This is a genomic window from Acidobacteriota bacterium (assembly GCA_040752915.1).
GTDB lineage: Bacteria > Acidobacteriota > UBA4820 > UBA4820 > DSQY01 > JBFLVU01.
Genome location: JBFMHB010000003.1, coordinates 10,166 through 25,649, shown reverse-complemented (window position 1 = coordinate 25,649; position 15,484 = coordinate 10,166). Strand labels below are relative to the sequence as shown.

Below are 15,484 nucleotides of genomic sequence, written 5' to 3'. Positions count from 1 at the left end.
GGGGACAGATGCGGTCAGGAAGTGAGAAAGGAGAGCACATGCCCGCGAGCGAATTGAGGCGAATCCTGTACGTGGAGGACGAGCCGGACATCCAGACGGTGGCCAGACTCTCCCTCGAAAGCCTGGGCGGATTCGTCCTGGAGGTGTGCAGTTCAGGGGCCGAGGCCATCGAGAAGGGCCCCGCCTTCGGCCCCGACCTCATCCTCCTCGATGTCATGATGCCCGGCATGGACGGACCCACGACCCTTCAGCGGCTTCGTCAGACGCCTTCCCTGGCCGGCGTGCCCGCGATCTTCATGACCGCCAAGGCCCAACCCCAGGAGATCCAGCAATTTCTGGCCCTGGGAGCCGCCGATGTGATCACCAAGCCCTTTGATCCGATGGCCCTGCCCGCCACGGTCCGGGCCATCTGGGAGCGGACCTCTCGCTGACGGAAACGGGGTGGGTCATGGGTCCCAAGATCGCCGTGGTGGATGACGAGCCGAAGATCCGGGAGTTTCTCCGCGCGGTTCTGGAGGGGGCGGGCTACGAAGTCGTGGAGGCCGCCGACGGGCTTTCGGGCCTCGCCCTCGTGGAGAAGGAGCGGCCCGCCTGCCTGGTCACCGATCTCCTCCTGCCCAGACTGAGCGGGTTCAAACTCTGCCAGCAGATCAAGGGCACCCCCTCCCTGTCCAGTACGCCGGTGGTGCTGGTCACCGGCGTGTACCGGAAAGATCGCTACCGAACGGAGGGAAAGCAGCACGGCGCCGACGCGTACCTCACCAAACCCGTCTCCCCCGAGGAACTTCTCGCGGCCGTCCGCGAGTTCGCCCCCCTTCCCACGTCATCACAGAAACCGGCGGCCGTCCCGGAGGACTTCCAGGAGAAGCTGAACGCCCTCCGGGAAGTCTTCGCCTCCGGGGTGGGGGCTCGCCTGGATGAGATGGATGCCTTGTGGTCGGCCGTCCGCTCCGGGCAAGCCCCGGCGGACGGTCCGGCGACGCTTCACCGGATGGTCCACAGCCTGGCCGGCACGGCCGGCACCTTCGGCTACACGGCCCTATCCGTCGCCGCCCGATCCGTCGAACACCTCCTGGCCGACATGGCCGAAGGCGGAACGCCGATTCCGGCCGACGCCGAAGCGGCCGTCTCCGAGGGGCTGTCCCGCCTGAGGGAGCTTTCCGCCCGGCCCGACGTCCTTCGGCCCGAGATCGAGGTCGTGCCCGCACGCTACATCGAGCCGCCTCCGGGAGCCAGCCGGACCGGGAAACTCATCCTCCTCGTGGACGACGACCGCGTCTTCGCCCTGAACCTCGGCATGCAGATCAGCCATTTCGGCTACGACGTGAGGACCGTGGCGCGCCTGGAGGATCTGGCCGGCATCGCGGGCGAGACGCCGCCCGCCGCAATAATCCTCGATATTCTCTTCACGGGCGAAACCGAGAAGGGAACCGAGGCCGCCCGGAGGCTCTTTCCAGAGGGCCGGCCGCGCCCTCCCCTCGTGTTTCTCTCTGAGGCCGGGGACTTCGCCACCCGGCTCGAAGCCGTCCGCGCGGGCGGAGCCGCCTTCTTCACCAAACCCGTGGAGCTCGGCGACCTGATCGGCACGCTGGACAGCCTGACCAATCCCCGCCCCGTGGATCCCCTGCGCGTGCTCATCGTGGAGGACGAGCCCGCCTTGGCGGAGCATTTCGGCCTGCTTCTCGGGCAGGCCGGGATGAAGATCGCCAAGGTGAACCGCCCTCAGGACGCCCTCCAGGCCCTGAGCGAGTTCAACCCGGAGCTGGTCCTGATGGACCTGTACATGCCGGGTTGCAACGGATTGGAGCTGGCCGCCGTGATCCGGCAGATCCCCGGATTCCTCACGCTTCCCATCGTCTTCCTCTCGGTGGAGAGCCGCATTCAACAGCAAATGAAGGCCATCGACCTCGGGGCCGACGATTTCCTCACCAAGAACATCGCCCCCCAGTACCTGATCTCCTCCGTCACGGCTCGCGCCCAGCGCGCCCGGATCCTCCAGTCCTTCATGAGCCGCGACGGGCTGACCGGCCTTCTCAACCACACCCACATGAAGGAGCAGATCGTCGTCGAGGTGGCCCGCTCCCGCCGGGTCGGGAGCCCCCTGTCGCTGGCGATGATCGACGTGGACCGATTCAAGGAGGTGAACGATACCCACGGCCACGCAACGGGGGATCGGGTTCTCAAGAGCCTGTCCTACCTCCTTCGCCAGCGCCTGAGAAGGACCGACGTCTTGGGCCGCTTCGGCGGGGACGAGTTCGCCGTGTTGCTCACCGACACCACCGCCGATCGCGCCGCGGGCATCCTGGATGAGGTCCGCGCCGCCTTTGCGCAGGTGATCCACCCCGCCGAGGGCACCACCGTCACCTGCACCCTCAGCGTGGGCGTGGCGGGGCTCGAGGAGGGAATGGACGCCCAGAGCCTGAGCGAGGCCGCCGACCGGGCGCTCTACCTCGCCAAGGAAGGGGGCCGAAACCGGGTGGCCCCGGCCCGGCCGTGACCTCCAAGGATTCGCGCCCCCTGTTCAAGCCCCGCAAGCCCCTCTCCAGCCGGCCCGTCTTCCGAAAACCGTGCCCCTGCCTTCCCGCGACCCGGTCCGGTTGTCCGGAGAAGCAGACGCTGGTTTTCCTCGCCGCCGGGATGGAGTGCCCCCACTGCCACCTGGCTTCCCTGGCGGAGCGGGAGGGCGCGCTGATCCAGTGCCCCATCTGCGGCTACGGCACGCACCGGCCGGTAACCTGATAGAGGCCGGTGGACCGGGGTCACCGGTCGGGCAAGCGGGTCGTCTGGTGAATCGGCCCGGGCCTCCAAGCCAGACCGCCCTCGGCGGACGGCGATTCAGCTCAGGGGCCTGCACTGATTCTCCAGACGAGCCAATAATCAGGCCGCAGGATTGGGCCTTGGGCGAGGAAGGCGAGGCGGCCGCACCGGAGGCGTACCTGTGTACGTTGAGGATGCGGGCGCCGAAGCCTGACAAAGCCCAAGGTCCGGGACGTGCGGCCTCCTGAAAAGGGGGTGGGGGGCAACGGCGTGGCCGTGCCAGCCGAAGCGGGACGGAGCGCCCGAAGGGCGCGGGGAGGCCATGGACCGGGACGCGGACGTGCGTGCACGGAAGCGGCCGGTCCAGGCCTCGCAAGCCGCGCCAACGGCGCGGCGCCCGTCCCGCCTTGCTTCGAAGGCAAAGAGGCCGTTTATTTTGGACACGCATGCCGTTCGCCCCATGGATTCGAAATCCGAAATCCCCCTTCGAAATCCCCTCCGCCTCTTGCCCCGCCCCGCCCCGGGTGGCACCATGGACATGGAGGACGATCCGATGAAGAAATCAGCGATCCTTGCGCTCACCCTCACCGCGGCCAGCCTCGGCGCCCAGGCTCTGATGGGCATCAAGTACCGCGGCGAGGTCAAGATGGAAGGCGGGCCCCAGCAGAAACAGGAGGCCCGCGAAATGTCCGCCGAAGACAAGGAGATGGCACGAAAGCTCGGCCTCCCGACGGGCGACGGAGCCATGGGATTCCTCTTCGAAGTCATGGCGGACAGCGGGAAGTTCCGGATGAACTACCTCTCGGACTTCTTCATGTTCCCGAAGGGCTCCTACATGCTGGGCGACAACACCGGCAAGGTGGCCTACTTCGTATACCCGGACCGGAGGGAATACGTCGAGATGAACCTCGACGAGATGCAGAACGCCGCCAACCAGATGGGGCAGTCCATGAAGATCACCTACAGCGACCAACAGGTGGAGGTTTCGCCGCTCCCTCCCAAGGTCGTCTCGGGCGTGCCCTGCACCGGGAAGCGCATCCGCCTGGCCTACACCACCGAGGCCAAGGTCATGGGCTTCAAGACCAAGTCCCGCACCGAGGACGTCACGGATTACTACACCACCACGGCCTACGACGTCCTGGCCATCTTCGGGGAGCGGAACTGGCACAGCCAGGGTCTGGTGACGGGCGACCCCGCCTTCGACAAGGTGGTGGCCGCCAAGGTCGGCTTTCTGGGGTTCCCCATGGAGGTCCGGACCAAGCACTTCGTGGACGGCAAGGATAACGGCACGAGCATCCTGACGACCAAGGACGTCCAGATGGCCGCCATCCCCCCCGGGACCTTCGTTCTTCCCGCGGGCTACACGAAGACCGAACTCGGCCTGGGGTCCATGATGAAGGGCCTCACGCAAATGAACGACGAGGCCAACCGGAATGCCGGGCAGAGCGCCGAAGCCTCCGGCGAAGAAGGGGAGCAGGTACAGCCCCAGCAACAGTCCCAGGAGGAGCAGAAGAAGAAGAAGCCCTCCCTCAAGGACCTCATGAAGGTTCTGGGAAAGTAGATTCAGACCGGGCGGGAGGGGCTCGATCCCTTCCCGCCCGTCCCCATCGGACGGCGCGGCGGGCGCGGGCGTGGCAGCCCTCCTGCGGATTCCGTCTCCCCGACACGGAATCCCTCTGGCCGCATTCCCCGCTTGGGCCCTCAGGCCCCTTGCACTTTCTCCGAGAACCTGTTATAAATGACGGGCTTTCGCCTCAGGGCGGAGGCAAATTGGCTCTAGAGGGGAGGCGATAGCGATTGCCGACAGTGGTCCTTAAAGAGGGCGAGACCGTCGAAGGCGCGATCCGGCGTTTCAAGCGGAAGTGCGAGAAGGCGGGCGTGCTCTCCGAGCTGAAAAAGCGCCAGCACTACGAAAAGCCCAGCGTGAAGCGCAAGAAGAAGGCCCTGGCCGCTCGCAAGAAGCTCCTCAAGCGACTGGCGCAGGAACGCAAGCTCAACGCATAAGGCGTACAATCCGAACCAGATGGACGTCAGGACGCTCCGGTCCCTCGAGTGGGACCGCGTCCTGGCGCTGCTTTCCCTCTGCGCCCAGACGGAGGAGGGGAAGGCTCGCGCCGGGACCCGGCTCCCCGGGGGCGACGCAAACGAAGTGATGGACCGGCACGCCCGGGTCGAGGCGTGCATGCGGGGCGAATCCCTGTCCGGCGCCCTGAGCCTGGAGGGGTATCGTCGCCCGCCTTCCAGGGTGCCGAAGGGCCTGGCCTTCCCCCTCGAGGTCCTGCGGACCCAACGCGACGCCCTTCGCGTGGCCTCCCGCGCCGAGGCCTGGATACTGGACCCCGCCTCCCCCAAGGAGGTGATCCGGCGCTCCTTTCCGGCCGGAGAAGGGTGGCGTCCCCTGCTGGGCCTTTTGGAGCGGACCCTCGACGAACGGGGGGACGTGGCCGACGGGGCGAGCCAGCGCATGAGGTCCATCCGGCGAGAGCGCGAGGCGGCCCGGGGCCAGGTCCTCTCCCGCATGGAGAGCCTGGTGGATCGTCTCGGGTCCTCGGTCCTGCGGGAGGCCACCTACACGGTCCGAAACGGGCGCCTGGTTCTTCCCGTCCAGACGAGCTTCAAGGGCCAGGTGAAGGGCATCCTTCACGACACCTCCTCCACTGGCGCCACGGCCTACATCGAACCCTTCGAGGTGGTGGACCTGAACAACCGCCTGACGGCCCTCGACGCCGAGGAGCGGGAAGAGATCCACCGGATCCTGGTGGAGGTTTCGGGCCTGCTTTCGGCGGCCGCCGACACCCTGGAGGCCGTCTACGAGGCCGTCGAGCGCCTGGACGAAGACCTGGCGTGCGCCCGCCTCGGGCGGCGGTACAGTGGAATCCTGCCCCAGGTCACCGAGGAGGGCGACCTGGTCCTCGTCTCGGCCCGCCACCCCCTCCTCGCGCCCGAGCTCAACGACCTCAGGGCGGAAGCCTGGGGGGAAAGTCCCCGGGGACCCGCCGTGCCCCTCGACCTGTCCCTCCACCTCTCCGGGACGCGCAGTCTGGTGGTCAGCGGGCCCAACGCGGGGGGAAAGTCGGTGGCGCTCAAGACCGTCGGCCTGCTCTGCCTCATGCACCAGTCGGGGATCCCGATTCCCGCCTCGGAAGGCACCCGCCTGCCCGTTCTGCCCTGCATCCACGCCACCGTGGGAGACACCCAGTCCATCCTCGACGACCTGTCCACCTTTTCCGCTCGCATGGTGGCCCTGCGGGACGCCCTGGTCGGGATCTCGGAGCCCTTCCTTTTCATCCTGGACGAACTGGGCTCGGGGACGGATCCCGCGGAGGGCTCGGCCCTCGGAGAAGCCATCCTCCTGCATCTGCACGAGAAGCGGGGCTTCACGCTGGCCAGCACCCATTTCGAATCCCTCAAGATGCGGGCCCTCGTGACCGACGGCATGGGAAACGCCGGCATGGAGTTCGCCGAGGGGGACCGGGCCCCCACCTTCCGCCTCCGCATGGGCCAGGTGGGAGCCAGCCGCGCCCTGGAAATCGCCGAACGATCGGGCGTTCCCGCGGGCATCCTGGCCCGCGCCCGGACCTTGCTGCCCGAGGGGGAAAAGCACCTGAGGGACGTGATGGCCGCCCTGGAGGCCGAGGCCGAGGCCCTGGCGGCCGCCCGGAAGGACCTGGAAGCAAGGCGGAGCGAGGCGGAGGCCGCCGCGGCCGCCAAGGAACGCGCCGCCCGGGCGCTGGATGCCGAGCGGCGGCGCTTCGTAGAGTCCCTCCCCGCCCTCCTCAAGGAGGCCGAAACCCGCTTCGTGGAGGCGCTGAAGCCGGAGGTGAACAAGCAGGCCGTGAGGCGCGTGGCCCCAAAGGCCGCCGTGAAGGTCGCCGAGGAGGCGGGGAAATCCCTCGGCCTGGACACCTCCCCCTCCCCTCCCCGCATCCTTCCCGCTCCCGGCGACCTCGTCCGCGTTCTGGGACTCGGGTTCACCGGGCGGGTGATGGAGGCCGATCCCTCCTCGGGACGGGTCCTGATCGAGGTCGAAGGCAAGACCCTTCAGGTTGGGGCGTCGGACGTGGAGGTGCTGGAGAATCCACCCGAGGGGAAGCGCCGCGGGCGTGGGTTGGGCACCGAATACGGCGGGGCCGACGCCCGGTGGGAAATCCACCTCCTGGGACGTACGGCCGCCGAGGCCGAGGCCGAACTGGAGCCCTTTCTGGACCGGGCGGTGGCCGCCGGCCTCTCGGAGGTTCGGATCATTCACGGAATCGGAACGGGCCGGCTCAGGGCCGCCGTGCGGGAGTGGCTCAAGCGCTGTCCCTACGCCGCTTCCTGGGAGGAGCCGCCGCCTTCCGGAGGAGGCGCCGGGGTCACGCTCGTGCGGCTTCGAACGTGAGGAACCGCTCACATACTCGATTTTATCGTGCAAAACTCGGGTTGCGCCGTCCGGGTTGAGGCACTAGATTAGCCTGTGGCCTGCGAGGTGCCATGACCATCGTCCGCCGCGTGGAAGAAATCAAATCCCTCATTGATCCGATTCAGGTCTATCAGGATTACGTGAGGCTCACCCGCCGCGGACGGCGCTCCGTGGGTCTTTGCCCCTTTCACCGCGAAAAGACGCCCTCTTTTTCGGTGGATTCGGACAACGGCCTCTTCTACTGTTTCGGCTGCCACAAGGGCGGGGACGTGATCCGCTTCCTCATGGAGGCCGAAGGCTGCTCCTTTCCCGAGGCGGCGGAAATCCTCGCGCGGAAGGCGGGCGTGACCTTGGAACTCGGGGGCCCGCGAGACCGGGACCCGGGGCCCGACCGCCGGGACCGTCTCCGAAAGCTCCTTGCCCTGTCCGCGGATTACTACCGGAACGCCCTCCGGTCGGCGCCCCCGTCCAGCCGAATCCGCGCCTACATGGATCGGCGGGGCATTCGGGTGGAGACGGCGGAGCGTCTGGGCCTGGGTTTCGCGCCTCCCGGAGGGGGCCTCCTGGCCCACCTCGGGCGCCAGGGCTTCAAGGCCGAGGAGGCCGGAGAGGCGGGTCTGGTCCTCGAGCGGGGGCGCGGCGAACACGTGGAGCGTTTCCGGGATCGGCTCCTCTTCCCCATTCAGGACGTCATGGGCCGCACCGTCGGCTTCGGTGGAAGGGCCCTCGGGGACGAAGAGCCCAAGTACCTCAACTCTCCCGAAAGCCCGGTCTTTCAAAAGCGGGACGTCCTGTACGGTCTCAGCCTGACCCGTCAGGCCGTTCGCGAGGCGGAGCGGCTCCTCCTCGTGGAGGGGTACATGGACTTCCTCGCGGTGACCCAGGCGGGCGTGCCCTTCGCGGCCGCCACGCTGGGAACGGCGCTCAGCGAAGGCCAGGTCCGGCTCACCAGGAGGTACGCCCGGGAGGTGATCCTCAACTTCGACCAGGATGCCGCCGGTCTGCAGGCCGCCGAACGCGCCATCCGCCTCCTGCTCCAGGAAGGGCTTCGGATTCGGGTGCTTGCTGTGCCGCGCGGGAAGGACCCGGACGGGTACATCGCCGCCGAAGGGCCGGAGGCCTACAGAAAGCTCGTGGATTCGGCGCTTCCCTTCTTCGACTTCCTGGTGGAACGCGCCCTCGCCTCCGCGAGTCTCAGGGAGGTGGAGGGCCGAGTGGCCTTCGTGGATCGCCTGGCCGAATTCCTGGGGGCCGTGCCCGATCCCATCGAACGGCAGGAGTACGCGAGGGACGTGGCCGGGCGGACGGGCATCGCGCCCGCCCTCATCCTCAAGCGCCTCCAGGAGACCCGGGGCGGCGCCGCGGGACCGGCCCGGGAGCCCGCTCCCGAGCCCGCCCCGCTCCCGGTCCGGGAGCAGATCCTCGTGAAGGGGCTTTTCTCCCACGGGGAGGAGGCGCGCAGGGTGCTCCGCGGCCTTCCGGAGGAGGTGTTCCATTCCATGCAAGCGGCCCCTCTCCTCCTGGCCCTCCTCCAGGGGGATCCACCCGAACCCTCCCAGGAAGCGCTTCTGGCCCGCGTGTTGAACGGCTGTCACGAGCCGGCGGGCGAAGGCGACCTCCAGCGGGCGGCGGCCGAAGTGCACGCCTCGCACCTGAGGACCAAGGAGCGGGACATCCAGAGGCAGCTCAAGGAAGCCAGCCGGAGGCAGGACTTCGGCCTCGTGCAAATCCTCAATCGAGAGAAGATGTCCCTCATGGAGCAGATCCACACCATCGAGGGCGGGCCGGCCCGGGCCCTCTAAATCCAGCGGGATCGGAGCGAAGGAAAGACGATGGACGAACGACTCGACGACATCCGGGAAATCGTGGTGGATTACGCCCGGAACAAGGAAAAACTGAATTACGACGAGATCAACGAGCTTCTCCCCGCCGACTTCCACTCGACGGAGGACATGGATTTCCTGCTCCAGATCCTGGAGGAGCAGGGCATCGACGTGGAGGAGAAGCCCGTTCCCGAGGAAGCCGGGTTCGCCGCCAAGCCCCACTCGGAGGAGAGCCTCCTCGATTACGACCCGGACCTCGAGCGGACCAACGATCCCGTCAAGATGTACCTGCGGGAGATGGGCCAGACCCCCCTGCTGAACCGGGAGGGGGAGGTCCGGATCGCGAAGAACATCGAGCGGGGCAAGAAGATGATGATCAAGGCCCTTTCGCGCTCCCGGTACGCGGCGGGGATGATCCTCGGCATGGGGGAGGAGATCCGCCGCGATCCTGAGGCGGCCCGCCACTACCTGTCCTTTTTCGACGACGTGGAGGACGAGGAGGACCTCAAGCGCCGGCTGGAGGAGCAGATCGAGATCGTCGACCGCATCCGCGCCATCCAGAAGCAGGCCGAATCCCTCGCCTCCAAGCTCGCCGCCGAGGTCAAGAAGAACAAGAAGTCCAAGAAGGCCCGCAAGCTCAAATGGACCCTCAGCCGCCTCTACGTCGAGCTCACCCAGAAGATCCGGCGGCTGGAGCTCAACTCCCGGTTCATCAACGACATGATGGCCTCCTTCAAGAAGTCCCACCAGGAGATCCGCGCCCTGGAGTCCACCCAGAAGCGGCTCAAGACGCGCCTTTCGAAGACCGAGAAATCCCGGCACGAGGACCTGGGCAAGCGGCTCAAGGAGGTGGAGGCGCGCCTGAAGCAAATCGAGAAGGAGATGGGCTCGCCCGTGTGGGAGGTCAAGCACATCGCCTCACTGATCGCGCGGGGCGAGGTGGACATGGAAAACGCCAAGAACGATCTGATCCGGGCGAACCTGCGGCTCGTGGTCAGCATCGCCAAGAAGTACACCAACCGCGGTCTTCAGTTCCTGGACCTCATCCAGGAGGGGAACATCGGGCTCATGAAGGCCGTGGAAAAGTTCGAGTACCGGCGCGGCTACAAGTTCTCCACCTACGCCACGTGGTGGATCCGGCAGGCCATCACCCGGGCCATCGCCGACCAGGCCCGGACCATCCGGATCCCCGTCCACATGATCGAGACCATCAACAAGCTCTTCAAGACCATGCGCACGCTCGTCCAGGAGATCGGCCGCGAACCCACCCCCGAGGAGGTGGCGGACCGGATGGGCATCACGGTCTCGAAGGTGCGCAAGATTCTCAAGATCGCCCAGGAGCCCATCTCCCTGGAGACCCCCATCGGGGAAGAGGAGGACAGCCACCTGGGGGATTTCATCGAGGATCAGGTCATCCCCTCGCCCGTGGAGCACGTTCTCACGGAAGACCGACGCGACCACATCACGGCGCTCCTGGACGAACTGCCGGAGCGGGAGGCCAAGGTCATCCGGATGCGCTTCGGGCTGGGATACGACACGGAGCACACCCTGGAGGAGGTCGGAAAGGCCTTCGCGGTCACAAGGGAGCGCATCCGGCAGATCGAGGCCAAGGCACTGCGCAAATTGCCCTCCCGAAGCCGCCACCTGCGCGCGTTTCTGGAGGGGACCCGCTGAGCGGGTCTAGAATAGTCTCCTGAGGAGGAGCGAGATGAAAACCGCTGTCCGCACGCTGGCCCTGGCCGTGATCCTGATGACCATCGGCACAGGGGCCTTCGCCCAGCTGACCAAGGGGATCCGGGGGAAAGTGCTCGACCGGGAGGGGAAGCCGGTTGCCGACCTCCCCGTCCGCATCGTGGACGAAGCCAACTCCAACAATCATTACACCGTCACAACCGACAAGTTCGGAACCTACGTTCAGGCCGGCCTCCCCTACTCCGACAAGGGCTACACGGTCACCGTCAAGGTGGGGGACCTCCCCGAGATCAGCAAGAACGGCAAGCCGAAGCTCATGGACCTCATCGAGATCAACTTCGACATGCGCGCCGACATCACCGTGCAGGAGGTGAAGGCCAGTCCCGCCGCGGAGGCCAAAGCCCTTTACGAGATGGGGGATTACGAGGGCGCCCTGGCCAAGGCCAACGAGGCCATCGCCCAGAACGACAACCTCAAGGCCGCGCTCTTCTTCAAGGCGGCCTGCTATGACCAGATGGGCGACACGGACGGCGCCCTCGCCGCCTTCGAGGCCTACGACATCCAGTACCCAGGGGAAACAAGCGTCCTGGGGATGCTGGCCAAGCTGTACGACAAGAAAGGCGACGCGGCCAAGGCCGCCGAGTACCGAAAACGGTTCAAGGAGAAGGGCGGCCAGGTCACGGGGGAGACCTACAACGCGGGCGTCACGGCCCTGAACTCGGGCGATGCCCGAAAGGCCGTGGAACTCTTCGCCCAGGCGACGAAGGAGGACCCCAACGACGCCGACGCCCACCGGGAATGGTCCATCGCCCTGGCCCAACTGGGGGACTACAAGGGCTCCATCGAACAGCTTCGGATCTACCTCAAGATGAAGCCCGACGCGCCGGACGCCCAGCAGTGGAAGGACGCCATCGCCGCCCTGGAGCCTTTGGCCAACCAGCAGAAGTAGACCCCGAGGGAGGTCGGGGGGGCGCCCCTCCCCGGCCTCCTTCCCTCGGGGCCGTCCTTCCCGTTTCCTCCTCGGTTCTCCCCGGACCCGGGGGTCGATGTCCCCTCCTTTTCCATCCCTTTACTTCCCAAGGAGATGTGTGGTAACATTTGCCGTTACTGCTGGGCCCTTAGCTCAGCGGTGAGAGCCACCGGCTCATAACCGGTCGGTCCCAGGTTCGAATCCTGGAGGGCCCACCAGGAAGGGAGCGTGTCCTTTGAACAGGGTTCCCGTCCCCGAGCACAGGTGAGATCCCGAGGGGTGCATAGGAGTGCACCCCTTATTTATTTTTGAGAGCAAGGGAGCCGCGAGAGTGAACGAGATTCTTGAGAAACTGCTCCGACTTCAGAGGCTCGACACCTCCATCCGGACCCTGGGCCATGACCTCCAGCAGATTCCGAAGAAGGCCAAGGTCATCGACGAGAAGGTCAGTTCGGTGAAGGCGCCTCTGGACAAGGTCATGACGGAGATGGAAACCCTCACGAAGGGCCGCCGGGAGGCGGAGGAGGCGCTGAAGTCCCTGGATGAGAAGGAGCGGAAGCTCAAGCTCAAGATGCCAGAGATCCGCTCCAATGAGGAATACAGCGCCCTCCTCAAGGAAATGGACGCGACCAAGAAGGCCCGGGAGGTCCTCGAGGAGCAGGCCTTGAAGGACATGGCCCGCCTGGAGGAGATCGAGAAGCTCCTGCCGGAGCTGAAGAAGAAATACGAGGAGGGGGAATCCCACGTGTCTCAGGACCGGGGAGCCCTCAAGAAGGAGCAGGAACGGCTCTCCGCCGAAATCCTGTCCCAGAAGAAGGAGCGGCAGGAACTCCAGAAAGCCATGCACCCGGGGTGGTTCACCAAGTACACGCACATCGCCGCCCAGCGGAACGGCCTTGCCGTCGTCGAGGCCAAGGGCGGCATCTGCCAGGGGTGCTTCATGAGCGTCCGCCCCAAGCTGATCCAGGACCTCCACTACGGCGAGGAGGTGGTCTTCTGTGAGGGTTGCCAGCGCATCCTCTTCCTTGAAAACGGTTCGGGCCGGTAGCCTGCCGGTCCTGTTCCTCCTCCTCTGCCCGTTCCGCGGCCCGATTCTGGCTGCCGAGGCAGAGGACTTCCAGATCTTTCAGCGACTCGTCCGGGAGGGAGCGGTCCAGACCGCCGTGGAGCGGGGATTGGCCTACCTCGAGCGCCATCCCGGAGGGCCCCACCGTCCCTACGTGGCCGGCCTGGTCGGACGCGGTCTGCTGGAGCAGGGACGCCCCGGGGAGGCCCTCCCGCTCCTCGAGGAGGCCCTGAAGGGGCTTCCGGCCAAGGATCAGGACACGCTTCCCCTGGACCGGGCGGAGGCCCTCCTCGCCCTTGGTCGCGCCGCCGAGGCCGCCGAGGCCTTGAAAGCTCCGCTGAAGGGCAAGGAACCGGCCCGCCTGCGCCACCTTCGACTGACCGCCCGCGCCGCCGAGGCCCTCGACGATCCCGAGGGCGCCGTGCGGGCCCTCACGGCCCTTCCCGAATCGCGACGGACCGCTCCGGACCGGCTGGCGCTGGCCCGGGGCCTTTCGGTCCTCGGGCGGGACGAACCCGCGGCGCGCCTCCTCGGCTCCCTGGCCGCGGATCCCGGCCTGTCGGGCGACGTGAGAACCGAGGCCCATCTTCTCCTCGCCGCCTGCCGCCTGCGACTGAAGGACGCGGACGGGGCCCTCCAGGCCCTGGATTCCGCCGGGATGCTCCCCGACGACGAACAGGCGCGCGCCGATCTCCTTCGCGCGTGGGCCCTGCTCGCCACGGGCGAGGCCGCCCGAGCCTACGATCTCGTGCGCACCCGAATCCCCTTGAAGGCCTGGGAGGAGGCCGCCTCCCTCGCCGCCGTCCGCGGGGCGGACTTGCGCCGGGATGCCGAGGCGACCGTCGCGGCGGTGCGGGCCCTTCTGGCCCGGTTTCCCGATGGCCCGGCATCGGCCGAGGCCCGGCTTCGGGGCGCGCGGTCCCTCGCGAGCCAGGGGCGCTTCGCCGAGGCCCTGGACCTCCTGGAGCCCGGCCTCCCCATATGGTCCGACCCGGCCGTCCGCCTCGAAGGCGCCATTCTGGCGTCACGGCTGGCGTGGGAGGGGCCCCGGGATCCCGCCCGGGCGGCCCGTTGGGCTTCTCTGGCCTCGGCTTCGGCTTCCTCGGAGGGTGAAAAGGGCCGCGCCGCCCTGGCGGCGGCCCGGCTCGCCTGGGAATGCGGCCGTTCCGCCGACGCCCAGGAGATCCTTGCGGAGAGGATTCAGGCCGCCCCCGAAGGGGCCGCCGCTCCCGGGGCCTACCTCCTCATGGGACGAATCCTCCTTTCGGAGGGCGATTCGGGCCGCGCCCGCGAGGTCCTGAAGGTCGTTGCGGAGGCGTACCCCGACGCCCCCGAGGCCCGGGAGGCCCTGCTCCTGGCCGCCGAAAGCCTCGCCACGGAGGGCCGGGCCGGCGACGCGGTCGGCCTGCTCGACGCGGCGCGCGCCTTCCCCCTGGATCCCTCCCAGACCCGCCGGCTCGCCCGGCTTCGGTGGAGGGAGGCTCTCGCCCGCGGCTCCATGGAGGAGGCCCGCCTCCATCTCGTGGAAGCCACCACTTCCACCCGCGATCCCGATGAAGAAGACGAGGCGCGCTACCAGATGGCTCTCGCGGACCTCGTCGAGGGACGGCTCGCGCCCGCCGTCGAGGCGATTCGAACGCTCGCGGAACCTTCGAGGAGGACGGCCCTGACCCTGCGGTGCGCCGACTCGCTCGCGCGGAGCGGCCGGACGGAAGAGGCGCTGGAACTTCTGACGCCTCTCCTCGTCGATTCCTCAGGAGAAGCGGCCACGATCCGCCTGGTCCGGGCCGACCTGCTCCTCCAGGCCGGAAGACTCCCCGAGGCCCTGGAGGATCTCCGCGCCGCGGCCGCCCCGACCCCGGACAACGCCCTGGCGCCCCTGGCCCAGCGGCGCCTGGAAATGACGCTCCTGGTCCAGGAGGGCCCGGAGGCCGCCCTGCGAGCCGTGCCTCCCTTCCGGGAATCGGAACCCTCCGCCCTCTCCGAGGGAGAGACCCTCCTGAGACGGGCCCGGTCCAGCCTGGCCTCGGGGGACCGCGCCGGCGCCGCCCAGGCCTACCGAGGGTACCTGGACCGGAGACCGAAGGGACCGGGGGCCCCGGAAGCCTTGCTCTTCCTGGCCCGAGAAGCCACAAGCCGGGGGGATTTCACCGCCGCGCGCTCCCTCCTGCAGGCATCCGCGGACCCCGAGGCCCTCCTCCTCCTCGGGGAAGCGGCCTTTGCCCAGCGCGACATGGCCCCGGCCCTGGAGGCGCTGGAACGCTCCCTTTCCGTACCCAGCGGTTTGTCGCCCGTCCAGGCGCTCAGGGCCCACTGGCTCGCCGGAAACGCCGCGCGCGTGCTCGGGCGGACGGCCGGCGCCGTGACCCACCTGGAGGCCTTCGCCTCGGCCGCCCGGGCCACCCCCGAAGAGCGAGAGGATCTGTTCACCGCGGCCCTTTTCCTGGAGGAAAGGGGCCGGCTCGAGTCGGCCCTGCAGGCCTTCGCGCGGCTCAAGGCCGCCTTCCGGGACGCCGAAACGGGCTTCCACTTCGCCTACACGCTGGAACGCCTCGACCGCCCGCGGGAGGCTCTCCAGGCCTACCTCGACGTGGCCTACACCTCTTCGAGCGCCGAGTGGGCTCTGACCTCCCGATACCGCGCCGCCGAACTCATGGTAAGGCTGGGACGCCGGGACGACGCCGCGGCCCTTTACCGGGAGCTGGCGGCCCAAAGCGAGGGCACGGTCCAGGGAGAGTACGCCCTCCGTCGTCTGGCCGAGCTTTCTCCCCCCA

Annotated in this window: 11 protein-coding genes and 1 tRNA gene; all 12 read left to right on the top strand. The window is 67.8% G+C overall.

All coding sequences use genetic code 11. The annotated features are described in order from the left end of the window. Nucleotides 1-38 precede the first annotated feature (38 nt). Nucleotides 39-431 carry a response regulator gene (locus tag AB1824_01165; protein ID MEW5763558.1) on the top strand — a complete coding sequence of 131 codons (393 nt, stop codon included), beginning with the start codon at nt 39-41 and terminating at the stop codon, nt 429-431. Between the two features lie 17 nt (nt 432-448). Continuing rightward, complete coding sequence (locus tag AB1824_01160) at nt 449-2,497, top strand: response regulator (protein MEW5763557.1); 2,049 nt, start codon at nt 449-451, stop codon at nt 2,495-2,497. Further along, nucleotides 2,494-2,739 (top strand): hypothetical protein, encoded by a 246-nt coding sequence (locus AB1824_01155; GenBank protein ID MEW5763556.1) that lies wholly within the window; start codon nt 2,494-2,496, stop codon nt 2,737-2,739. The genes AB1824_01160 and AB1824_01155 overlap by 4 nt, the downstream gene beginning before the upstream one ends. A gap of 571 nt (nt 2,740-3,310) precedes the next feature. After that, nucleotides 3,311-4,318 (top strand): hypothetical protein, encoded by a 1,008-nt coding sequence (locus tag AB1824_01150; GenBank protein MEW5763555.1) that lies wholly within the window; start codon nt 3,311-3,313, stop codon nt 4,316-4,318. Nucleotides 4,319-4,554: 236 nt separating this feature from the next. Further along, a complete protein-coding gene (gene rpsU, locus AB1824_01145) occupies nt 4,555-4,761 on the top strand; it encodes a 30S ribosomal protein S21 (GenBank protein MEW5763554.1) in 207 nt (68 codons plus the stop codon). A gap of 19 nt (nt 4,762-4,780) precedes the next feature. After that, nucleotides 4,781-7,138, top strand: a complete 2,358-nt coding sequence (locus AB1824_01140) for a Smr/MutS family protein (GenBank protein MEW5763553.1) — start codon at nt 4,781-4,783, stop codon at nt 7,136-7,138. Nucleotides 7,139-7,230: 92 nt separating this feature from the next. After that, nucleotides 7,231-8,961: a DNA primase gene (gene dnaG, locus AB1824_01135; GenBank protein MEW5763552.1), complete on the top strand. Its 1,731-nt coding sequence runs from the start codon at nt 7,231-7,233 to the stop codon at nt 8,959-8,961. Nucleotides 8,962-8,991: 30 nt separating this feature from the next. Further along, nucleotides 8,992-10,656 carry an RNA polymerase sigma factor RpoD gene (gene rpoD / locus AB1824_01130; GenBank protein MEW5763551.1) on the top strand — a complete coding sequence of 555 codons (1,665 nt, stop codon included), beginning with the start codon at nt 8,992-8,994 and terminating at the stop codon, nt 10,654-10,656. 34 nt (nt 10,657-10,690) lie between these two features. Then, nucleotides 10,691-11,623, top strand: coding sequence for a tetratricopeptide repeat protein (locus tag AB1824_01125; protein ID MEW5763550.1), 933 nt, complete (start codon nt 10,691-10,693; stop codon nt 11,621-11,623). A 163-nt stretch (nt 11,624-11,786) separates the two neighbouring features. Continuing rightward, nucleotides 11,787-11,862: transfer RNA gene (locus AB1824_01120), tRNA-Ile, on the top strand. Between the two features lie 113 nt (nt 11,863-11,975). Further along, a complete protein-coding gene (locus AB1824_01115) occupies nt 11,976-12,692 on the top strand; it encodes a C4-type zinc ribbon domain-containing protein (protein ID MEW5763549.1) in 717 nt (238 codons plus the stop codon). Next, nucleotides 12,643-15,484 (top strand): tetratricopeptide repeat protein (locus AB1824_01110; GenBank protein MEW5763548.1); only part of this gene is annotated, 2,842 nt, incomplete at its 3' end. The genes AB1824_01115 and AB1824_01110, both read left to right, overlap by 50 nt.